The 19,725-nt window shown below is 71.2% G+C and carries 21 protein-coding genes and 1 riboswitch; of the genes, 13 read left to right on the top strand and 8 right to left on the bottom strand.

Annotation, left to right across the window (positions count from 1 at the left end; all coding sequences use genetic code 11):
- Window positions 1–44 precede the first annotated feature (44 nt).
- The 6 genes from Mam01_RS14545 (at window position 45) to Mam01_RS14520 (ending at window position 3,642) form a co-directional block, all read left to right on the top strand.
- On the top strand, window positions 45–473 hold the full coding sequence (locus Mam01_RS14545) for a hypothetical protein (protein ID WP_111700600.1): 429 nt from the start codon (window positions 45–47) through the stop codon (window positions 471–473).
- Window positions 467–700, top strand: coding sequence for a helix-turn-helix transcriptional regulator (locus Mam01_RS14540; protein ID WP_150935945.1), 234 nt, complete (start codon window positions 467–469; stop codon window positions 698–700). Before Mam01_RS14545 ends, Mam01_RS14540 begins: the two co-directional genes overlap by 7 nt.
- Window positions 697–1,686 (top strand): NAD(P)-dependent alcohol dehydrogenase, encoded by a 990-nt coding sequence (locus tag Mam01_RS14535; protein ID WP_204285841.1) that lies wholly within the window; start codon window positions 697–699, stop codon window positions 1,684–1,686. The genes Mam01_RS14540 and Mam01_RS14535 overlap by 4 nt, the downstream gene beginning before the upstream one ends.
- Before the next feature lie 92 nt (window positions 1,687–1,778).
- The gene (locus Mam01_RS14530; RefSeq protein ID WP_204285840.1) at window positions 1,779–2,705 is read left to right on the top strand and encodes an SPFH domain-containing protein; all 927 of its coding nucleotides are present in this window, start codon (window positions 1,779–1,781) and stop codon (window positions 2,703–2,705) included.
- Window positions 2,706–2,707: 2 nt separating this feature from the next.
- On the top strand, window positions 2,708–2,980 hold the full coding sequence (locus tag Mam01_RS14525; protein ID WP_204285839.1) for a type II toxin-antitoxin system antitoxin: 273 nt from the start codon (window positions 2,708–2,710) through the stop codon (window positions 2,978–2,980).
- A 14-nt stretch (window positions 2,981–2,994) separates the two neighbouring features.
- A complete protein-coding gene (locus Mam01_RS14520) occupies window positions 2,995–3,642 on the top strand; it encodes a GOLPH3/VPS74 family protein (protein WP_204285838.1) in 648 nt (215 codons plus the stop codon).
- Window positions 3,643–3,671: 29 nt separating this feature from the next.
- Here the strand turns inward: Mam01_RS14520 and Mam01_RS14515 are convergent, their stop codons facing one another.
- A complete protein-coding gene (locus Mam01_RS14515; protein ID WP_204285837.1) occupies window positions 3,672–4,073 on the bottom strand; it encodes a nuclear transport factor 2 family protein in 402 nt (133 codons plus the stop codon).
- 96 nt (window positions 4,074–4,169) lie between these two features.
- Here Mam01_RS14515 and Mam01_RS14510 point away from each other — a divergent pair, with 96 nt between their 5' ends.
- Complete coding sequence (locus tag Mam01_RS14510) at window positions 4,170–4,814, top strand: TetR/AcrR family transcriptional regulator (RefSeq protein WP_204285836.1); 645 nt, start codon at window positions 4,170–4,172, stop codon at window positions 4,812–4,814.
- Between the two features lie 33 nt (window positions 4,815–4,847).
- On the opposite strand, the gene Mam01_RS14505 is transcribed toward Mam01_RS14510, so the two are convergent.
- A complete protein-coding gene (locus Mam01_RS14505; protein ID WP_204285835.1) occupies window positions 4,848–5,429 on the bottom strand; it encodes a TetR/AcrR family transcriptional regulator in 582 nt (193 codons plus the stop codon).
- An 83-nt stretch (window positions 5,430–5,512) separates the two neighbouring features.
- Between Mam01_RS14505 and Mam01_RS14500 the strand changes: the two genes are divergently transcribed.
- Window positions 5,513–6,721 carry an FAD-dependent monooxygenase gene (locus tag Mam01_RS14500; protein WP_204285834.1) on the top strand — a complete coding sequence of 403 codons (1,209 nt, stop codon included), beginning with the start codon at window positions 5,513–5,515 and terminating at the stop codon, window positions 6,719–6,721.
- Between the two features lie 293 nt (window positions 6,722–7,014).
- Here Mam01_RS14500 and Mam01_RS14495 read toward each other — a convergent pair whose 3' ends face one another.
- The 3 genes from Mam01_RS14495 to Mam01_RS14485 form a co-directional block, all read right to left on the bottom strand.
- Entirely contained in the window at window positions 7,015–8,832 is a 1,818-nt protein-coding gene (locus tag Mam01_RS14495; RefSeq protein WP_239101303.1) for a family 43 glycosylhydrolase, read from the bottom strand.
- Window positions 8,833–9,140: 308 nt separating this feature from the next.
- A complete protein-coding gene (locus tag Mam01_RS14490) occupies window positions 9,141–9,728 on the bottom strand; it encodes a hypothetical protein (RefSeq protein ID WP_204285833.1) in 588 nt (195 codons plus the stop codon).
- The gene (locus Mam01_RS14485; RefSeq protein ID WP_204285832.1) at window positions 9,725–10,381 is read right to left on the bottom strand and encodes a helix-turn-helix domain-containing protein; all 657 of its coding nucleotides are present in this window, start codon (window positions 10,379–10,381) and stop codon (window positions 9,725–9,727) included. Before Mam01_RS14485 ends, Mam01_RS14490 begins: the two co-directional genes overlap by 4 nt.
- A gap of 119 nt (window positions 10,382–10,500) precedes the next feature.
- Between Mam01_RS14485 and Mam01_RS14480 the strand changes: the two genes are divergently transcribed.
- The 4 genes from Mam01_RS14480 to Mam01_RS14465 all read left to right on the top strand — a co-directional run bounded on the left by Mam01_RS14480 (window position 10,501) and on the right by Mam01_RS14465 (window position 14,735).
- Window positions 10,501–11,457: a TolB-like translocation protein gene (locus Mam01_RS14480; protein WP_204285831.1), complete on the top strand. Its 957-nt coding sequence runs from the start codon at window positions 10,501–10,503 to the stop codon at window positions 11,455–11,457.
- A gap of 71 nt (window positions 11,458–11,528) precedes the next feature.
- Window positions 11,529–12,647, top strand: a complete 1,119-nt coding sequence (locus tag Mam01_RS14475; protein WP_204285830.1) for a hypothetical protein — start codon at window positions 11,529–11,531, stop codon at window positions 12,645–12,647.
- Window positions 12,648–13,054: 407 nt separating this feature from the next.
- A riboswitch (cyclic di-AMP (ydaO/yuaA leader) is annotated at window positions 13,055–13,215 on the top strand.
- 129 nt (window positions 13,216–13,344) lie between these two features.
- A complete protein-coding gene (locus tag Mam01_RS14470) occupies window positions 13,345–13,845 on the top strand; it encodes a C40 family peptidase (protein ID WP_191910284.1) in 501 nt (166 codons plus the stop codon).
- Between the two features lie 146 nt (window positions 13,846–13,991).
- Window positions 13,992–14,735, top strand: coding sequence for an SAM-dependent methyltransferase (locus tag Mam01_RS14465; RefSeq protein WP_204285829.1), 744 nt, complete (start codon window positions 13,992–13,994; stop codon window positions 14,733–14,735).
- 4 nt (window positions 14,736–14,739) lie between these two features.
- Here Mam01_RS14465 and Mam01_RS14460 read toward each other — a convergent pair whose 3' ends face one another.
- The gene (locus Mam01_RS14460) at window positions 14,740–15,723 is read right to left on the bottom strand and encodes a BtrH N-terminal domain-containing protein (protein ID WP_204285828.1); all 984 of its coding nucleotides are present in this window, start codon (window positions 15,721–15,723) and stop codon (window positions 14,740–14,742) included.
- Between the two features lie 493 nt (window positions 15,724–16,216).
- Here Mam01_RS14460 and Mam01_RS36655 point away from each other — a divergent pair, with 493 nt between their 5' ends.
- Window positions 16,217–17,569 (top strand): CE1 family esterase, encoded by a 1,353-nt coding sequence (locus Mam01_RS36655; RefSeq protein ID WP_239101302.1) that lies wholly within the window; start codon window positions 16,217–16,219, stop codon window positions 17,567–17,569.
- 129 nt (window positions 17,570–17,698) lie between these two features.
- Here Mam01_RS36655 and Mam01_RS14450 read toward each other — a convergent pair whose 3' ends face one another.
- The gene (locus tag Mam01_RS14450; RefSeq protein WP_204285827.1) at window positions 17,699–18,313 is read right to left on the bottom strand and encodes a histidine phosphatase family protein; all 615 of its coding nucleotides are present in this window, start codon (window positions 18,311–18,313) and stop codon (window positions 17,699–17,701) included.
- A gap of 98 nt (window positions 18,314–18,411) precedes the next feature.
- Complete coding sequence (locus Mam01_RS14445) at window positions 18,412–19,671, bottom strand: PEP/pyruvate-binding domain-containing protein (protein WP_204285826.1); 1,260 nt, start codon at window positions 19,669–19,671, stop codon at window positions 18,412–18,414.
- Window positions 19,672–19,725 lie beyond the last annotated feature (54 nt).

Raw genomic sequence — 19,725 nt, 5'->3', positions numbered from 1 at the left:
ACCTTGGAGATGTCAAAGATGTTGTACATCGAGAGGAGCCGCTCATGACCCACCTGGAGAAGCGCGCCTGGATCAGGCTGGTCGTCGCCGTGCTCGCCTACGCGGCGTACGTCGTCGTCGTCCTCAGACGGGCGGACGGGGGTCCGTTACCCGACACGCCGTACACCGCCGCCCTGCTGTGGTCGGTCGGCGGGGCCATCGCCGCCACGATCGCGGCCGAGATCGGGATGGCGATCGTGAACCCCCGCGCCTCCCGCGTGCAGGACGCGCGTGACCGTGAGATCGGGCGGTTCGGCGACCACGTCGGCCAGGCGTTCGTCGTCATCGGCGCGGTGGCCGCGATGCTCATGGCGATGGCCGGGTGGGACCGGTTCTGGATCGCCAACGTGGTCTACCTCTGCTTCGTGCTGTCGGCGGTCCTCGCCGGGATCGCCAAGGTCGTCGCCTATCGCAGGAGCCTTCCGGAATGGTGAAGCCGACCCGCGTGACCAACCGCATCCGCACGCTGCGGTTCACGCACGACGAGATGACCCAGGCCGAGCTCGCCGAGCGCATCGGTGTGACCCGGCAGACCCTCATCGCCATCGAACAGGGCCGATACTCGCCGTCCCTGGAGATGGCCTTCCGGATCGCCCGCGTGTTCGGCGTTCCGCTCGACGACGTGTTCCAGTACCCCGAATCCCCGGAGGAGACGCCATGAAAGCCATCGTCCAGGACGCGTACGGCCCGGCCGACGTGCTCGAACCGCGTGACGTCGACCGGCCGTCCATCGGGGACGAGGAGGTGCTCGTCGAGGTCCGCGCCGCCGCGGTGGACCCCGGCGTGTGGGTCCTCATGACCGGCCGGCCGTACCTCATGCGCCTCGCGGGCTTCGGGGTGCGCCGGCCGAAGGTCCCGGTCCGGGGCCGTGACGTGGCCGGGGTGGTGGCGGCCGTCGGCGCCCGCGTGACCCGGTTCCGGCCGGGCCAGGAGGTGTACGGCACCTGCGAGAGCGGCTCGTACGCCGAGTTCGCGAGGGCGCGGCAGAGCAGGCTCGCGCCGAAGCCGGCCGGCCTCACGTTCGAGCAGGCCGCCGCGGTGCCGGTCTCCGGCATGACGGCGCTGCAGGCCGTCCGCGACGTCGCCCGCGTCCGGCCGGGGCAGCGGGTGCTGGTCATCGGCGCGGCGGGGGGCGTGGGGTCGTTCGCCGTGCAGATCGCCAGGGCGTACGGCGCGAGCGTCACCGGCGTGTGCTCGGCGGCGAAGGCCGGGCTCGTCCGCTCGCTCGGGGCCGACGATGTCATCGACTACGCCCAGGGGGAGATCGACCGGGACGGGCCGCGTTACGACGTCGTCGTCGACACCGCCGGAAACCGGCCGCTGTCCCTGCTGCGCCGCGCCCTGACCCCGCGCGGCACGCTGGCGATCGTCGGCGGCGGGCATACCGCGTACCGCTTCACCGGTGGCACGGGGCGCACGTTCCGGGCGCCGCTGCTGTCGATGTTCGTCGGTCAGCGGCTGCGCCCGGTGATGAGCCGGGAGCGGGCCGAGCACCTGGAGGAACTGACCCGGCTCGTCGCGTCCGGCGCGGTCACCCCGGCGATCGACCGTGTCTATCCCCTCGCCGACGCGCCCGACGCGATCCGCCACCTCATGGGGGGACACCCCGGCGGCAAGGTCGTCGTCACCGTGAGCGGAACGGCCTGAGCTAAAGAGATACGCGAAAACGGCGATGGGCGCCCCTGGGCAAAAGTGATATCACTTTGCTAGTGTCGTGCTAGACATCGAGGAGCGTGCACATGACAGACCTGCAGATCGCCGTCGACATGCCGGCCCCCCAGACGAACGAGCGGGCGGCCCGGGAGACCGCGGGTTGGCCGCTGCTGATCCTGGCCCTGGTGGGCCTGCTGAGCCCCTTCGTCCTGGTCCCGGCCGGAATCAGCATCGCGGCCGACGGCAGCGCCGGGCCGGGAGTCGCGCTGGCCGTCGCCGGCGTGCTGCTCCTCCTGGCGGCCGTCGTCGCCCTCACCGGGCTCACGGCGGTCGCCCCCGGCGAGGCGCGGGTGATCCAGCTTCTCGGCCGCTACGTGGGCACGGTCCGTACTCCCGGGCTCCGGTTCGTGGTCCCCTTCACGCAGAAGCGCCGGGTGTCGACCCGGATCCGCAACCACGAGACCGACGTCAGCAAGGTCAACGACGCCGACGGCAACCCGATCGAGATGGCCGCGGTGGTGGTCTGGCAGGTCGAGGACACCGCGAAGGCCGTGTTCGAGGTGGACGACTTTGTGGAGTTCGTCGCCTTCCAGACCGAGACCGCGGTCCGCCACATCGCGGGCAGCTACCCGTACGACGGGCACGACGACGTGCTCTCCCTGCGCCAGAACGCCGACGAGATCACCGGCCGCCTGTCGGCCGAGATCCAGGCCCGGGTGGCGTCGGCGGGGGTCAGCGTCATCGAGTCGCGCATCACCCGGCTGGCGTACGCCCCCGAGATCGCGCAGGCCATGCTGCGCCGCCAGCAGGCCGGAGCGGTAGTCGCGGCGCGCCAGCGGATCGTGGAGGGCGCGGTCGGCATGGTCGAGGCCGCCCTGGCCCGCCTCGACGAGCACGACGTGATCGAGCTGGACGAGGAGCGCAAGGCCACCATGGTCAGCAACCTGCTCGTCGTCCTGTGCGGCGACCGGGACGTGCAACCCGTGGTCAACACCGGCTCCCTCTACCGCTGACCGTGGCGACCGACCGGAAGAGCATCCTGCTGCGGCTGGACCCCGCCGTGCACGACGCGCTGGCCCGGTGGGCCGGTGACGAGCTACGCAGCACCAACGCACAGATCGAGTTCCTGCTCCGCCGGGCGCTCGCGGACGCGGGGCGGCTTCCCCGCGACGCCGCCCGCATCCCCCGGCGCGGCCGGCCCCCCAGGACATCGGCTCCGCCCGACGGCTCCGCGGCTTCACCTGAATCCGAGGAGCCCGGAGGCGGAGCTCCGCCCGGAGACGACTGAGAGAAGGCGACCGCATGGACGTTCCCGGCTCCCTGCCGGCCCGGCTCTACCTGCTCGGCTACGACGCCCGCAAGGAGCGGGTGGTGACGAACTACCGCTTCCCGTACCTGCTCCGCGCCGCCGCGCTCACCGAGCTGCTCCTCGACGGCCGGATCGCCGACGAGCGCGGCAAGGTGCGGGTGGTGAGCGAGGAGCCGCTCGGCGATCCGGTCCTGGACGACCTGCTGCGCCGGATCGCCGGGTCCCGCCCCAGGTCGTGGCGGCACTGGATCGACAAGGACGGCCGCGCGACGGTCCGGGCGGTCCGGGACGAGCTGGAGACGCGGCGCTGGGTCCGCGTGGAGCTGCGCCGGCCGTTCCTCCTGGTCTTCAACAGGACCCGGGTGCGCGTGCGCGACACGCGTGTCGTGAAGCGGCTCGCGGCGCAGGTCTCCGCCGCGCTCAACGGTCCCGTGTCCCGGGTCGGCGAACGGGAGGCCGCCCTGGTCGTGCTGGCCGCCGCGGGAGAGCTCCGAACCGTGCTTCCGCGAGCCAGGCGGAAGGCGTACAAGCAGCGCATCGCCGAGCTGGGCGAACGCGGCGGACCGGCGGCCCCCGCGCTGCGCAAGGTCATCAAGCAACTGCACGCGGCGTCCGCCGCCGCCATGGGCGGGGCCGGCTGACCCGCCCGGATCCCGGTGCCGTCAGGGCGTCAGGGCGTCAGGGGCGCCCTCCTCGCCCGGATGACGCGGCGGCTGATCCGCCAGCCCTGGTCCCCGCGCACGATCGTGTCGTCGTACGTCACACTGCCCGTGGTGCCGTCGGCCATGACGCCGATGCCCTTCGAGAGCGCCCGCACGTGGTCGTCGGCCGTCTCGTCGAGAACGATGTTGGTCACGTGGTGAGCGACCGGATGCTCCCCGGCCATCGCGGACGTGGCGTCCCGCAGCGCAGCCAGCCCGGTCAGCACCCCGCCGCCCATGCCGGTCAGGTCGAAAACGACGTCGGGAGTGAACAACTCGCTCCATCTGTCGAGCTCACCGTGGTCCGTCAGGTGCCCATGCCGATTGATCAGGTCTGTTACGGCGACGCGGTCCCCGGCGGACAGGGTCACGGTATCCTCCCCTGCGGAATCAAACGGGGAGTTCCCCGATTAGCACTGCTACCATAAGCGTGGATTTCCCCGGATAGCAAGAAGCTGAGGCGGCGAATGGCATCGGAGCCCGGACGATCCGCCGGCGACCGCCGTACACGCAGGGCGGACGCCTCGCGCAACGCGGCGCTCCTGCTCGCCGCGGCGCGTGAGCTCATCGCCGAGTCCGACTCCGAGGTCGTGTTGGACGGAGTGGCTCTGGACGAGGTGGCACGGCGTGCCGGCGTCGGGAACGCGACCCTGTATCGGCACTTCCCCACAAGGGGCGATCTGCTCGTCGCCCTCTACGCCGACGAGGTGGCGGCGCTGTGCCGGCGAGGGGCCGAGCTGTCCGAGGTCGCGCGGCCGATCGACGCGCTGTTCGCCTGGCTGGAGGAGTTCGTCGTCCACGTCGCGACGAAACGGGCGCTCGCCTTCGCGGCCACCGAAGGCCCGACCGGCCGCCGTACCGAGCAGTTCGACCGGTGGCACACGTCGATCCGCTCCTCCGCGGCCGAGCTCCTCGCAGGAGCGCGGCAGGCCGGGGCCGTACGGCCGGATCTCACCGTGACCGATCTGCTGGCGCTCGCCAGCGGCGTCGCCCTCACAGCGACGGACGTCGCTCACGCCCGCCGGCTGGCGGCTCTCCTCCGCCGCGGTGTCGAGAACGACGCGGGCGGACCGGAACGACGTCACGCGACCCCGCACGACGGGTCCTCGTGACGCGCACCGCGGATCCGGCGCCTGCTGTCGGCGTCACTGGGTGGCGAGGCCGGGGGTGATCGTGCGCAGCGCCTCGGCGAGGTCGGCGGCCGACGGCGCCTCGTCGGGATCGACGAGCCACTGCGCCGCCATGCCGCCGAGCAGCGCCTGGTAGAACGCGCCGACGGCCATCGCCTTCCGCGCGTCCGCGACGGGGTCGAGGTTCTCGAAGAGCGCCGCGAGTCCCAGCTTCGCCTGGCGGTTGGCCGCCGCGAAGGCCTCCCGCAGCTCGGGCAGGCGATCCATCTGCGCGATGAGCTCGAACTGGATGGCCCACAGGGGCCTGAGCCTGGCGAAGGACTCGATGATCCGGGTCCAGGTGGCCTCGAACCGCTGCGCGGGCGTCCCGCCGAGCGCCGGCCCGGCGGCCAGGGTCTGCTCGATCTCCTGGCCCCACTCCTCCATCGCCTCGACGAGGGCCGCGTTGAGCAGCGCCTTCGTCGACCTGAAGTGGTAGCCGATGGAGGCGAGGCTGGTGCCGGCCGCGGTCGCGATGTCCCGCGCTGTGGTGCCGGAGTAACCCTTCTCCATCAGGCACCGCCGCGCACCGGCGAGCAGGTCTTCCCGGTTTCCCATGCGCAGATCTTAACCGATCCACATACCGATGTCTGAGACATCTGTACTAGACAAATATTTGAGACGTTTGTACAGTCCGGGGTGTGACGAACATCCTGATCTCCGGCGGAAGCGTCGCCGGGCTGACGCTCGCCCACTGGCTGCGGCAGTACGGCTTCACCCCCACCGTCGTCGAACGCGCTCCCGGGGTGCGGGAGGGCGGCTACAAGATCGACATCCGGGGCGCGGCACTCGACGTCGTCGGCCGCATGGGACTGCTGGACGAGGTGCGCCGGCACAGCACGGACATGCGCGTCGCGCGCTTCGTCGATGCCCGGGGGAGGCAGGTCGCGACGATGAGCGCCGAGGCGTTCGGCGGCCGCGAGGGCGACGACGTCGAGATCATGCGCGGCGACCTTGTCCGGATCCTGCGCGCCGCGGCCGGAGACGGCGTCGAGTACGTCTTCGGCGACTCCGTCACCACCCTCGACCAGACGCCCGAGGGGGTGCGCGTCACCTTCGAGAGCGGTCCCCCGAGGACGTTCGACCTGGTGGTGGGTGCCGACGGCCTGCACTCGAACGTCCGCGGGCTGGCTTTCGGCGAGGAGTCCCGGTTCGTCCGCGACCTCGGCCACCACATCTCGATCTTCACGGTGCCCAACCACCTCGGCCTGGACCGCACCGAGATGATGCACCCCGCGCCGGGCCGGAGCGCCGGGATGTACGGGACCCGGCGGGACGCCGACGCAATGGCGATGTTCCTGTTCTCGTCACCGCCGGGGGCCGGCGACGGGCGGGACGTCACCCGGCAGAAGAAGCTGCTCGCCGAGGTCTTCTCGGGCCAGGGCTGGGACGTCCCGCGTCTCCTCGACGCCATGTGGGACGCGCCCGACTTCTACTTCGACTCGATCAGCCAGGTGCGCATGGACCGCTGGTCGTCGGGCCGCGTGGCCCTCGTGGGCGACGCCGCCTACGGGCCCTCGCCCGCGTCCGGGCAGGGCACCAGCCTGGCCCTGGTCGGCGCGTACGTGCTGGCGGGCTGCCTCGCCGCCGCGGCCGGGGACCACGCCGCCGGGTTCGCCGCGTACGAGCGCGAGATGCGGCACTTCGCCGAGGAGAACCAGAAACTCGCCGCGGCCAACATGAAGGGCATGGTGCTGGGGTCCGCGGCGCGGATCCGCTTCCAGATGCTGATGCTACGGCTGATGCCGCACCTGCCGGGAAAGGACCGGATGATCGAGCGGGTCACCGGGCCGATCCGCCGGGCCGCGACCGCGATCACTATCCGGGACTACCGGGTGCCGTCCGCGTGATCCGTACGGCCGAGGCCGATGGAGCGGCGGTTCCGGGCCCGGCCTCTCGGGCCGGGCCTCTCAAGCCGGGCCTCCTGAATCGGGCGGGAATGACGGTGCGCCCGGCTGCGCCCCCACGGCGGAACCGGGCGCACCGAGTCTGCCCCGGGCCGACCCCGAACCGGTGAGGGAATGGCGGCGAGATGGCAGGGGATGGCGGCGAACCCACGTCCGCCGTCGCGAGGCCGGTGCTCGCGCGGGTCCGTCGGGTTCGCCGCCTCCTGGTGGACGGCGCCGTCAGGGCGCCGCCGGTCTCACGAGCCGGTGCAGGTGAGGGTGGGCGTCGACGCCGTGCCGTTGGCGAGGAAGCCGAACGTCGTCGACGCGGACGGCGCGAGCGAGCCGTTGTACGAGGCGTTGCTCACGGAGACGGTCGAGCCGCTGGTGGTCAGCGCGCCGTTCCAGACCTGGCTGATGGTCTGGCCGCTCGCCAGGGTCCACTTGACGGTCCAGCCGCTGATCGCCGAGCTTCCGGCCGTCACGGTGACCTCGCCCTGGAAGCCGCCGGACCACGTGTTGGTGGTGTGGTAGGTCGCGCTGCAGGCGCCGGTGACCGGCGGAGTCGGCGTCCGCGTGGGCGTGGCCGACGGAGACTGCGAGGGCGACTGTGAAGGCGACTGGGAGGGCGACTGCGACGGGGACTGCGAGGGCGACTGCGAGGGCGTGGCCGACGGCGACGGCTGGCCCGCGCCGCTGAACTGCCACCAGTTGAAGTTGAACAGGTTGCCGCTGCCGCCGGTGAACTTGAAGTACAGGTCGTGGGTGCCCGTCGCGCCGTTCACCGAGCAGGAGACGGTGGTCCAGGTCTGCCACCCGCCGGTGCCGGGGACGTTGCACGACCCGACCAGCGTGCCGTTGACGCCGTCCAGGTGAAGCTCGATCTTCCCGCCGGAGGTGGCCGAGGCCACCCGGGCGCTGAACGACGTCGCGCCGGACCCGAAGGCGACGCCCTTGACCTTGATGTAGTCGTTGTTCTCGACGAACCCGACGTTCATGCCGCCCTCGGTGGACACCTCGGTCTCCACGCCCGACTCCCACGCGATCGTCTCGGCCTCCTGCCGGACGTACGGGTTGAGCGTGCCGATCTGCGGCGCCCCGGTCGTGGTCATGTTGATGGTCGGGATCGAGCCGTCGGAGCCGTAGGTGAACTTCTCCACCGCGACCGAACGGGTGTAACCACCACCGCCCGGCAGCGCGCCGTTGTGGTAGAAGAAGTACGACCCGCCGTTGTAGTCGATGATCCCCGGGTGGTTGGTGAAGCTGCTGCCCTGCGTCGACATGATCGTGCCGCGGTAGGTCCACGGCCCGGTCGGGCTGGACGACGTCGAGTAGGCGATGAACTCCGAGCAGCACTTGGCCGCGAAGACCATGTAGTACAGGCTGCCCCGCTTGTAGAACCAGGGCCCTTCCTCGAACAGCGTCGGCCGGTTGGCGTCACCGGTGCGGGTGCCGAACCCCGAGGTGGTCAGGTTGACCTTCGTCGCGCTGCCCGAGTAGGAGATCATGTCGCTGTTCAGCTTGACGTACCACAGGTTCGGGTTGCCCCAGTAGAGGTAGGCCTGCCCGTCGCTGTCGATGTAGACGGTGGGGTCGATCTCGCCGTTCTCGACCAGCGGGCGCCCGATGGCGTCCTTGAAGGGGCCGGTGGGGCTGTCGGAGACGGCCACGCCGATGGCCATCCGGCCGGTCGAGCGGTTGGTCGTGGGGACGTACCAGTAGAACTTGCCGTTGCGGTAGACGGCCTGGCCCGCCCACGCGTCCGACTTCGCCCAGCTGAAGGTGGCCACGCTCAGCGGGGAGCCGTGGTCGGTCCAGTTCACCATGTCGGTGGTGGAGAAGACCCGCCAGTCCTTCATGGTGAAGTAGGTCGAGCCGTCCTCGTCGTGACCGGTGTAGAGGTACACCCGCCCGTTGTAGACCAGCGGAGCCGGGTCAGCGGTGTAGATCGTCTGCACGATGGGGTTGTCCGCCCTGGCCGTGGTGGCCGGCAACAACGCCATCACCGACAACAGGCCCGCCATCCAGACGACACCGCGCTTGAGCCGGGCCCGAAGCGTGAACGCCGATCCCATACTCACCTCCTGGGGTAGTAACCACGCGACTCGCGCGTCGACACGTCCGGCGGCGCCAAGTACTACCTATTTGTTAGCGCTAACAACCATCAACGCGTGCCGCGGCGACCGTGGACATCGCCACGGCGCGGAGCCAATCCCATACAAGCGGGATGGTCAAGGTTCCGGGCCCGCGTCACGACGGCGTCACGCGCCCGGGCCACCGGTCCTGAACTGTGCCCGGAGCGCCGCCACCGGGGCCTCCGTACGCGGGAAGGATGTGAAACTTTCAGCTCCGGATCGTGGCGGAAAACCCGTCCATCCGCCGGTCAGCCGCCCGGGCCGACCTCGCCCCCCGGCGCGCCGTCGCCCGCCGTCGGAAGGTCGCCTCGTTCCACCGGCACGCGGGGCGGCGTGGTGCCGGCCTTCCCGTCGCCGACGGCCCGGTGCGCGCCGGCGACGGCCGCTTTCAGCGCCGCCCGGCTGACGTCCGTCACGCCTCCGCTCAGCTTGACGAGGACGTCTCCCCGGAGCGCCACGTACTCGTGACGGTCGCCGGCCATCCGATACCAGCCCACGTCGTCGTGGATGCAGAGGACCAGCGCGTCCGGAGGCGTGGCGAGGTTGATCGGAGTGCTCCGGCACACGTCGTCACCGAAGGAGCCCCGGTCGACCCGCAGCTCCACCTGACGCCCGCCGGGCGCGGTGTAGAAGACGCCGAACCCCTCCTCGCCGACCCCGCCCATGGACTGCTCGGCCATCTCGTATTCCGGCAGGTCGACGAGATAGACGAGGTCGGGCGCGACCCCCAGCGCCCGCAGGCGGCCCATGTCCACACCGGAGGAGGCCCTTATGGACCCGCACGCGCTCAGGCAGGCGAGCCCGAGGACCGCCGCCGTGACCCATCGGCCTCTCACCCGGTCAGTGTCCCAGCCACACGCCCGGAGCGCCTAGTCGCTGTCGTCCCCCGGGACGGTTCGGCGGGCGTCTCCTGCGCGCCGCGTGGTTTCGCCCGGACGTGCATGCGTTCGCCCTGGGTGCCGAACAGGCTGAGGACCTCCACCGGCGCCTCGCCGGTGCTGCCGAACCAGTGCGGCAGCCGGGTGTCGAACTCCGCGGCCTCCCCGGCCTTGAGCACGATGTCGTGTTCGGCGAGGACCAGTCGCAGCCTCCCGTTGAGCACGTACAACCACTCGTAGCCCTCGTGCGTACGCGGCTCGGGCTCGCAGCGCTCCACCGGCAGGATCATCTTGTACGCCTGCAGCCCGCCGGGGTGCTGGGTCAGGGGCACGATCGTCGAGTCCCAGCGGGTGATGGGCTTCAACCGCACCCGGGGGTCGCCGACCGGCGGCGCCCCGACGAGTTCGTCGAGCGGCACCTGGTAGGCCCGCGCCAGCGGCAGCAACAGCTCCAGCGTGGGCTTGCGCTCGCCGGACTCCAGGCGTGACAGGGTGCTGACCGAGATGCCGGTGGACTCCGCGAGCCGGCTCAGCGTGCTGCCGTTCTGCCGGCGCAGCGCCCGCAGCCGCGCGCCCACGGAGGCCAGGACTGCGGCGTCGTCGTTTGCCATACCGGCAATGCTACTTGTCGAATCCGCACGGAGGAGCGCGCCATGTCCGGCACCCGCGCCGCCGGGGCGTACACCGACTTGGCGGCAACAATTACGCGATTACCGGCATCTCATGGGACATGGGTTCTCGTACGGCTCTCGCCGCGCTTCTCCTGACCGTCGTGCCGCTGACCGTCGTGCCGCTCGCCACGCCGCCCGCGGCTGCCGACGCGCCGGCCACGTCCGCCGCGCCCGCCACGATCGCGTACGCGAAGCGGACACAGGCCTGGGAACTGGTGCTGTCCGACGGGCGGGTGGTGAAGGTGCCGGAAGCGCTGACGAAGGCGCCCGCCGACGCGGTCAACCCCGGCGTGCCCGCGCCGTTCCTGGTCAGCCGCGACGGTCGGCACATCTTCTACTTCCGCAGATCTGACGGGGTGTTCGTCGAGCGGACAGTGCGCGGCGCGGAACACGTGGTGTCACGCCGGCTCACGGCCTTCTCGATCGGCGAGGAGTGGCCGGACGTGTCGGACGACGGCGGTTACGTGGTCACCACCACCTCGGGCCCGGGAGTGGGGATCTTCGCCGACCTGCGGAAGGGCAAGGTGCTGCCGCCTCCCGGACGCACCGACGCGTGGAGCTTCCTGGGATTCAGCCCGGACGGCGGGCGGCTGCTCCTGGCCCAGGAGGATCGGCTCACGGTGTTCGACCGGACCCTGCGTGCGCGGGTGAGCCGCAAGACGCGACTGTCGGCGACGGCGCTGGCGAACGACCACGTCACGGTGGCGGCGCTGGTCGGCAGATGGCCGAACTATCGCCAGGTGCGCCTGCTCAACCTGCGTACCGGCCGCACGAGCCGCACGGTGACCGTACGGCTGCCGCGCGGGCAGTGGGTCGACGACCTCTCCTTCGACCGGGCGGACCACCTGATCGTCCGGTCCCGGACCCGCACCGGGGTGACGATCTACCGGGTCTCGGCGGCGACCGGCAGGGCGACGCCGCTGCGGAAGATCGCGCGGCCCGACACGACGGTCTGGGTGCTCCCCGGAGACAGCACGTACGAGGCGTGGACGGAAAGGAAGCGCAGGGACTCCTGAGAAGCCCTGTGGCCGTTCGGTGAACGAATGTCGCCGATCGGACGTCGTATGAGCGAACGGAGGGGAGCGTCATGCGTACCGCAGTCCTCGCAGGGGTGATGGTTCTCGGCCTGGCGAGCGTGCCGCCCGCGGCCGCGTCCGGTGCGGCCCACCAGGGCCACCAGGGCAGCCAGGGCAGCCAGGGCAGCCAGGCGGAGGCGCCCGTGCCTGCCTGGAAGCCGGCCAAGGTGAACACGCTGCCCGGAGACGATGTGCTCAACGACGTGACGGTCCTGGGCGACGGGTCGGTGTGGGCGGCCGGGCACCGGGTCGTGAACGGCGAGCAGCGGGGTCTGGTCGAGCGGTTCGACGGCCGATCCTGGCGGGTCGTCCCGAACAGCCCGCCGTACGACCTGCGGGCGGTGACGGCCACCTCCGGCACGAACGTGTGGGTCTTCGGCGAGGGCAGGGCGGCACGCTGGAACGGCCGCGCGTGGACCACGCGCTCGCTGGGCGGCGGCTTCTCGGCGACGGACGCCGACGCGACGGGCGCGAAGGACATCTGGGCGGTCGCCTGGTCGTCCGCCACGGCGAGGCACTGGACCGGGTCGTCCTGGAGGAGCGTCCGGCTGCCGGGCCGCGCCTCCGCCGTCGACGCGTACAAGGCCGGCGTGGCCTGGGCGGCGGGCGTCAAGGGCGGCCAGCCCTCGATCATGCGGTGGAACGGGAGGTCCTGGTCCCTGGTCCCGGCGCCGGCTCTCGCCCTTCCCGCGCGGGACGCCGTCGTGACCATCCAGGACATCGCGGTCGTGGGTTCGAAGAACGTGTGGGTCGTCGGCGGGGTGAGCTGGGAAGGCGCCGACGAGCAGGGCGACGACGTGAACTTCGGCCGCACCCTGGTGATGCACTGGAACGGCAGGTCGTGGACCGTCTCCATGGGCTCCGCCAACGCCCAGCCGTACACCGAGGTGGAGCCCGACGGCAGGGGCGGCGTCTGGGTCCTGCAGGGCAGCTGGAACCCGGCCCTGTGGCACGTCACGGGCTCGACGTGGCGGCAGGCCCGGCTCCTCCGGAAGTCCGGCACCGACGCCGTCGTGTTCTCCGTCGCCCGCAGGCCGGGAACGGCGACGATGTGGGGCGCGGGCTTCAGCGTCCCACAGGGCGACCCCGACGACCCCTCGGCCAACGGCACGTTCTGGCGCACGCCGTGACCCGCTGACGTCACCGGCGGCCGGTTTCCATCCCCCCGCGGCGCGTCCGCCGCCGCGGGGTTCTCCGCCCACGGCGTGTCCGCTTGCAGGTCCCGCCGCGCGGGTCTCCGCCTTTCGGGTGGCTCCGGCGCGCCCGCTTCGCGGGCTCGCCGCGCAGGTTCCCGTCTGGCGCGGCCCCCGGCCTCGCTTGGATGGGTGTGACGCGCGTCACGTTCGTCGACTTCAACGAGCGCTCTGACCTGCGGATTCTCGCTTTATGATCCCTTTATGCGATCATCATCCGATTTGCACCCTTTGCGCCAATATGGCCTGTCTTGGTAGTTTCCTTGCCCAACGAACCCGGTCAGGCCGTGTTCGGAAAGCGCATCCAACTGTCACCGTCGCCATGTGCTCTCCCGCCCCCCTGGGCGCCGGTGATGCCGAATCCGGGCAGCAAGGAGGCCCGGAACCGGGGAACCAATCGACCTTCGACCCGAAGGTCCGGGGTGAATCGGCGCGCCCAGCGCCGTAGGGCGACTTCCCTGCCCGAATCCGTCAGCTAACCCGGTAGGCGCAAGCGGAAGACTCGAGGAGAGAACCCCTGTCCGCCAACCCCACCACCCTGCTTCGCGCTGCCTGCGTCACACTGAGTAGCGCAGCGCTCACCGCCTCCCTGGGAGGCTTCGGCGCACTCCCCGCCGGCGCCGTCACGGGGACCGTGACAGCCCCGCCCCCGGACTCGACGGCCATCCCGCCCGAGCCCCCCGTCACGGCGTTCACCCCGTACGCCGGACAGGCCGCCGCCACCCCCGCGGAGGCCTCCGTGGACACGAAGCTCACCAAGGCCGCTCTCCAGCAGGAGAAGGCCGAGCAGGCCATCAAGGTGGCGAGAAAGCACCTCGGCGATCCCTATGTGTGGGGCGCCACGGGCCCGCGGGCGTTCGACTGCTCCGGGCTGGTCCAGTTCGCCTGGCGCAAGGCCGGCGTCAAGATCCCGCGTACGACGTGGTCCATCCTCAGCGCCGTCAAGAAGAGGGTCTCCCTGGCGCGTCTCAAGCCGGGTGACCTCATCTTCACCAGTGGCGGCGGCCACGTGGGCATGTACATAGGGAACAAGAAAGTGATCAACGCTCCCCACTCCGGCGCGGTGGTCAGGGTCGACCGCCTCAAGGGCTACTGGAGGAGCAACTTCGTCGCCGCCGTACGCCCCGGCGTGTGACGCAGGCGTCATGGCACGTCCTCGGCGGAGATGTCCGGTCACCCGTGACGGCGTCTCCGCCGGAGGCCGGCCGCGGCGGCGACACGCCGCCCGCCGGGGCGAATTCGGCTTGCCGAAAGCGTCCGGGGATGCGGAAGGATTAGGCCATGGATCGCCAGCTGATCAGCCATCTCGCTCATCGGGACCACCCCATCGCCGCGCCGGTCTCCGGCGCCAACGTGACCCGGCTGCTGCGCCGGGCGCGGCTGGCCGAGGGGGCGAGGATCCTCGATCTCGGCTGCGGCGAGGGCGCCTGGACGCTGCGCGCGCTGGCGCTCTACCAGGACGCGACCGCCGACGGCGTGGACATCGACGCGCATGGGCTCAAGGCGGCGGAGCACGCGGCCGAGGTCCAGGGCGTCTGGGAGCGCATCCGGTTCCACGAGCGGCCGGCCGCCGACTTCCCGGTCGCCGAGCAGTACGACCTGGTGCTCTGCGTCGGGGCCACGCACGCCTTCGGCGGGCTCGGCCCAACCGTCGAGCACGTCCGCCGCTATCTGCGGCCGAACGGGCTGGCGCTGGTGGGCGAGGGGTTCTGGGAGCGCGAGCCGACCGAGGAGGCGCTCACCCGCCTGGGCGCCACGAAGTCGGAGTTCCTCGACCTGCCCGGCACCGTCGCCGCCGCCGAGGCCGCCGGTTTCGACGTGGTCTACGCGTACACCAGCGACCTGGCCGAATGGGACGAGTACGAGTGGTCCTGGACGGGCACGCTGCTGCGCTGGGCCAACGAGCATCCCGGCCCGGACGCCGGCGACGCCCGCACGGCGGCTCTGGAGCACCGCGACATGTGGTTGCGCGGTTACCGGGGTGTCCTCGGGTTCGTCACGCTCCTCCTCCAGCGCAGAAACTGACCCCCTACAGCTGACGCAGCATCTCCATGGCGTCCTTCTCCACGCGCGAGAGATCGTGGAGGATGACGCCGGCCTGCTCCAGGTGTCCCGCGTCACCGCTCTCCCCCGCCTTCTCGATCAAGGTGGCCACCTCCGTCCACAGGCCGGCGGCCTCGGCGTACAGCCGATGACCGGCGCGGAGGCGGCCGTCGTCGATCAGTGCGGCGCACTCGCCGAGGAAGTCGCGGTAGAGGGCGCGGAACAGGCCGCCGCCGGTGCCGCCCCGCTCCATGAGGAGAGCGGCCTGCGGCAGGTCCCGCCGCGGCTCGGCGGCGCGGAGCAGCCATCCGGGCACCAGCCTGCCGGCCTTCTCGATGCCGCGGTAGCCGAGGTTCGCGATGGGAGCGGCGAGGAAGGCGCCGGCGCAGTCCCTGACGGCGGGGATGATCTGGTCCTGCCAGGAGAGCGGGCGCTCCGGCAGGGTGATGGTGAAGGACCGGTTCCTGGCGGTCATCGGGCCGCGTTCGGCCCGTGCCCTGGCGAGGCCGGCCCGGCTGGTGCGCACCGCTCCGCCCTGTGGGCCGGTGTCCACCAGGTAGACCTCGTGCTCGTCGTAGCCGTACATCGCGACGACGTGACCGCCGAAGTGCACCTTGGTGCGGAAGTAGTCCAGGTGGTAGCAGTCGAGCTGGAGGCCGACCGGCCGGCCCGCGTCGACGGACGCGGCCACGTTCTCCCACGCCCTGCGCGACGAGGTGGTCTCCTCGGTCACCAGCGTCAGCCCCAATCTGGCGGCCAGATTCCTGGTGAGTTCGAACGGCTTGACCCGGCCCCCGAGAAACGGGACCGGCATGGCCTTGCTGTCCCAGTAGACGAAGGACAGGCCCGACCCCAAGCCGAACAGCATGGGCTCGGACAGGTCGAGCCCTTCATGCCGTAACAGCACCCCCAGCGCCGTCGTCTCGCAGTGGTGCGTGCCACGGGCCTCGACGTCCTTCACGAAGGTCATGCGTCGCTCTCCTCATGCCGGCCGGGCGTCGCCCCGGCACCTCCATGATCGGCCATCCGGCCCGCTTCCCACGAAACCGCCGACGATGAAATTTACATCGAGGCGGCGCCGGCGGCCGCGGCCTTTTCCCTGGTCAAAAACCGAATGAATGGACGTGCGCCGGAGAGGGGCCGCCGAAGCGAAGACAAGATCCTTGACATGTCGCATGACTTCTTATTTGCTCCGGTTCACCACCACCACCAGTCGCCCGTTAGAGAGGAGCCCCTGGCTGCCCCCGGCTGCTGTTAACGCTAACACGCACTGGACCCAACGCCGGGCGGAGCGTGCCGCCCCCGGGTCGACTGACGGGTGGGCTCACTTGCATTTGAATCCGGGAAGACCGCCCGGCCGGCCTGCACAGGCCGGCCGCGGACACCCTGCCGGACGAAGAAAAACAAATAACTGTCCTGTCGACGCACGTGGATTTTCGAATGGTAAAGGGAGTTGCGTGAAATTGAGACAGAAATCCATCTTCGCCGCCGTCGCGGCGGCCGCGCTTCTCGTTCTGGCGACCGGGCAAACGGCGCTGAGCGACAGCCTCGGCTCGGCCAAGACGTCCTCGGCGAGCGCCGCCGCGGCGACGACCGCCGGATGCGGTAAGACCCCGACCCTCAGAAGCGGCTCGCAGACGATCACGACCAGCGGCAAGAATCGCAGCTGGATCCTGCGGATTCCCGACAACTACGACAACACCCGCCCCTACCGGTTGATCATCGCGTACCACTGGTTGAACGGCACCGCCCAGATCGTCGACTCGGGCGGATCGGACGGAGCCGTCTGGGCCTACTACGGGCTCAAGCAGGTTTCCAACAACAGCACGATCTTCATCGCGCCGCAGGGCATCAACAACGGCTGGGGCAACTCCAACGGTGAGGACCTGACCTTCACCGACGACATGCTGAAGCTCGTCGAGAGCAACCTCTGTGTCGACACGACGCAGCGTTTCGCCCTGGGCTGGAGCTACGGCGGCGCGATGAGCTTCGCGGTCGCCTGTGCCCGGCCGACCGTCTTCCGCGCGGTCGCGGTCTACTCCGGCGCGCAGCTCAGCGGGTGCAACGGCGGCACGCAGCCCGTCGCGTACATGGGAATCCACGGCATCCACGACTCGGTGCTCAACATCTCCCAGGGACGGTCGCTGCGTGACAGGTTCGTCTCGAACAACGGCTGCACGCCCCAGAGCCCGCGGGAACCCTCGCAGGGCAGCCTGACGCACATCATCACCGCCTACTCGGGATGCCGGGCCGGATACCCGGTCGTCTGGGCCGCGTTCGACGGGGACCACACCCCCTCCCCGAACGACGGGTCCACCTCCACCAGCGGTGCCAGGACCTGGACGACCGCGGAGGTGTGGAAGTTCTTCACCCAGTTCCAGTCCGGTCCGACGACGTCTCCCTCGGCTTCGCCCTCCCAGTCCCCGTCGCAGTCCCCCTCCCAGTCGCCGTCGCAGTCGCCCTCGCAGTCCCCGTCCCAGTCGCCCAGCGGCGGAACGGGCGCCTGCCGGGTCACCGCGACCGTCAACGCCTGGAACAACGGCCTGACGGAGAACCTCGCCATCACCAACACCGGCTCCTCCACCATCAACGGCTGGTCGCTCGTCTTCACGCTCCCCGGCGGGCAGACGATCACCAGCGGATGGAACGCCACCTACTCGCCCACCAGTGGCCAGGTCACCGCGAAGAACATGAGCTACAACGGCACGCTGGCGCCCGGAGGCACGACTGAGGTCGGCTTCCAGGCCAACCACACCGGCAACGCCGGCAAGCCCACCTCGTTCACCCTCAACGGGAGCCCCTGCACCGTCGCCTGATCGGCGATGACCACCGGGGGTGGCGCCCGACCGGGCGCCACCCCCAAACGCGTCCGCGAGGACGACCGCGAAGACGACGCGGTCCGGCTCGCGCGGCATCGATGTCCACCCGGGCCGGCCGTAGCCGCCTCACGGCCTGACGCCTCCGGGGAACCCGGTCCAGCGCAGGTCGGCCGGGAGGTGGCTCATGTCGTTGAACATCACGATCGTGGGCGGCAGGCCGCTGCGATACTCGATGACCGTCAGTGCGGTGTTGGCGCTGTTCAGCCCGAGCCACCGGGAGGGCGGCGCGTCCAGCGCGTGCCGCACCAGCCACGCGATCGGGTAGGCGTGCGTCACCAGGACCTCGTTCGTCTCGGGCCGGGTCCCCTGCGTGGCCGGGCCGGGAACCTTCGCGAACCTGGCGACCAGGGCCTCGGCGAGCCTCTGGCCCGAAGCCGCCTCGGCGTCGTCGTAGCCGTCGAAGAAGCCGGCCCAGGACGGGGGCGTCTCGGCCGCGCTGGGAACGTAGGGCACGTGGTCGACGAGTTCGGCGGCCTCGGTCACGGGCACGTCCGGCAGATGACGGGCGAGCTCGCGCGCGCTCGCCGCGGCGCGGGGCAGCGGAGAGTGCCACACGGCGTCGACCGGCACGCCCGCGAGCCGTTCGCCCAGCAGGCCCGCCTGCCGGCGCCCGATGTCGGTGAGCCGCCCGAACGCGTCGGCCGCGCCGTGGCGTGCCAGGTAGAGGCGTCGAATCGTCATACGGGGTCAGGGGCCGGGGCCCGTGCGGGCCCGTCTCCCCTCTCCTTTCTGTCAGTGCGTACGGCTTCGGCGGGATGCCTGGGCTCGGCGATGCCCGGTCACGCGTCCGTCGCCGTGACGGTGCCGGCGGTGCCGTCGACGGTGATGACGATGTCGTCACGGAGCCTGCTCGTCGCGTCCGGGACGCCGAGGACGGCGGGGATGGCGTGCTCCCGGGCGACGATCGCGGCGTGCGAGAGCACGCCCCCGATCTCGGTGACGACACCGGCGGCGACGCGCAGCAACGGCGTCCACGCGGGGTCGGTGAAGGGGCAGACGAGGATGTCGCCCGGGCGTACGCGCGCGAAGTCGCCGCGACCGCGGACGATCCTCGCGGTTCCGGTCACGGTCCCGCGGCTGCCCGGCGTACCGGTGAGCGTGGCGGAGGGGAGGCCGGAGACGCCGGAAGGCGATACCGGCGGTGGGGGTGCGGCGGTGACCGGCCGTGCCTGCAGAATCCAGGTGCGGCCGCCGGCGATCGCCCACTCGATGTCCTGCGGTCCGCCGAGTACGGCGGCGATCCGCCTGCCCAGCGCGGCCAGCCGCGTGGCGGTCGCGTCGTCGACCGCCGGCTGGTTCCGCGCGGCGGCGGGCACGTCCTCGACCACGAGCCGCGTGCCGCGCCGGTCGAGGCGCCGCCGTTTGTCCGCGACGGCGCGGGTGACCGACCCGTCCGCGGCGACGCGGTAGGCGTCAGGGGTGACCCTGCCCGCGACGACGCTCGGGCCGAGGCCCCAGGACGCCTCGATCCGGGTCACGTCGCCGGAGTCCGCGGGGGTGAACATGACTCCGGACACCTCGGCGTCCAGGTGGCGTTGCACGACGACGGCCATCAGAAGATCGTCAGGCGGATCGCCGGCGCTGCCGGAGGCGGCCCGGTAGGCGACGGCACGCGGGGAGAACAGCGAGGCCCAGCAGGCCCGTACGGCCGTGGCGACCTCGCCGGCTCCCTGTACGGCGAGGAAGCTCTCGTGCTGACCCGCCGCCGACGCCCGGCCGGTGTCCTCGCCCGCCGCCGACGATCTGACGGCCACGGGCGGATCGCCGATCTCGCCGAGCGCTCGCCCCAGCGCGTCGACGACGGCCTCGGGGACCGGGCGGGCTCCGATCGTCCGCCGCGCCGCGTCGGCGTCGTCCGGCACGTCGAGGAACCGCCCGAGGTCCAGGTCGCGGGCAGCGTCGCGGGCGGCGTCACGGTAGGCGGCGAACGGGACGACGAAGCCCTCGGGCACCGGCAGACCCGCACGGAGCAACGCGCCGAGTGCGCCGGCCTTGCCTCCACAGGTGCCGGTGGCGGCCTCCATGAGGGATACGATCACCCGGGTCCTTTCAACAGAAGATTGACAACAATTTGTTGATTGTGCATTGTGAGA

The organism is Microbispora amethystogenes (assembly GCF_016863015.1).
GTDB classification, from domain to species: Bacteria; Actinomycetota; Actinomycetes; order Streptosporangiales; family Streptosporangiaceae; genus Microbispora; species Microbispora amethystogenes.
This window is presented reverse-complemented; position numbering and strand designations above follow the sequence as displayed.

Excerpts from the sequence above, each read along its gene's own strand:
- Mam01_RS14545 (WP_111700600.1), top strand. The coding sequence starts at position 45 with ATGACCCACCTGGAGAAGCGCGCCTGGATCAGGCTGGTCGTCGCCGTG.
- Mam01_RS14540 (WP_150935945.1), top strand. The coding sequence starts at position 467 with ATGGTGAAGCCGACCCGCGTGACCAACCGCATCCGCACGCTGCGGTTC.
- Mam01_RS14535 (WP_204285841.1), top strand. The coding sequence starts at position 697 with ATGAAAGCCATCGTCCAGGACGCGTACGGCCCGGCCGACGTGCTCGAA.
- Mam01_RS14530 (WP_204285840.1), top strand. The coding sequence starts at position 1,779 with ATGACAGACCTGCAGATCGCCGTCGACATGCCGGCCCCCCAGACGAAC.
- Mam01_RS14520 (WP_204285838.1), top strand. The coding sequence starts at position 2,995 with ATGGACGTTCCCGGCTCCCTGCCGGCCCGGCTCTACCTGCTCGGCTAC.
- Mam01_RS14510 (WP_204285836.1), top strand. The coding sequence starts at position 4,170 with ATGGCATCGGAGCCCGGACGATCCGCCGGCGACCGCCGTACACGCAGG.
- Mam01_RS14505 (WP_204285835.1), bottom strand. The coding sequence starts at position 5,429 with ATGGGAAACCGGGAAGACCTGCTCGCCGGTGCGCGGCGGTGCCTGATG.
- Mam01_RS14495 (WP_239101303.1), bottom strand. The coding sequence starts at position 8,832 with ATGGGATCGGCGTTCACGCTTCGGGCCCGGCTCAAGCGCGGTGTCGTC.
- Mam01_RS14485 (WP_204285832.1), bottom strand. The coding sequence starts at position 10,381 with ATGGCAAACGACGACGCCGCAGTCCTGGCCTCCGTGGGCGCGCGGCTG.
- Mam01_RS14480 (WP_204285831.1), top strand. The coding sequence starts at position 10,501 with ATGGGTTCTCGTACGGCTCTCGCCGCGCTTCTCCTGACCGTCGTGCCG.
- Mam01_RS14475 (WP_204285830.1), top strand. The coding sequence starts at position 11,529 with ATGCGTACCGCAGTCCTCGCAGGGGTGATGGTTCTCGGCCTGGCGAGC.
- Mam01_RS14465 (WP_204285829.1), top strand. The coding sequence starts at position 13,992 with ATGGATCGCCAGCTGATCAGCCATCTCGCTCATCGGGACCACCCCATC.
- Mam01_RS14460 (WP_204285828.1), bottom strand. The coding sequence starts at position 15,723 with ATGACCTTCGTGAAGGACGTCGAGGCCCGTGGCACGCACCACTGCGAG.
- Mam01_RS14450 (WP_204285827.1), bottom strand. The coding sequence starts at position 18,313 with ATGACGATTCGACGCCTCTACCTGGCACGCCACGGCGCGGCCGACGCG.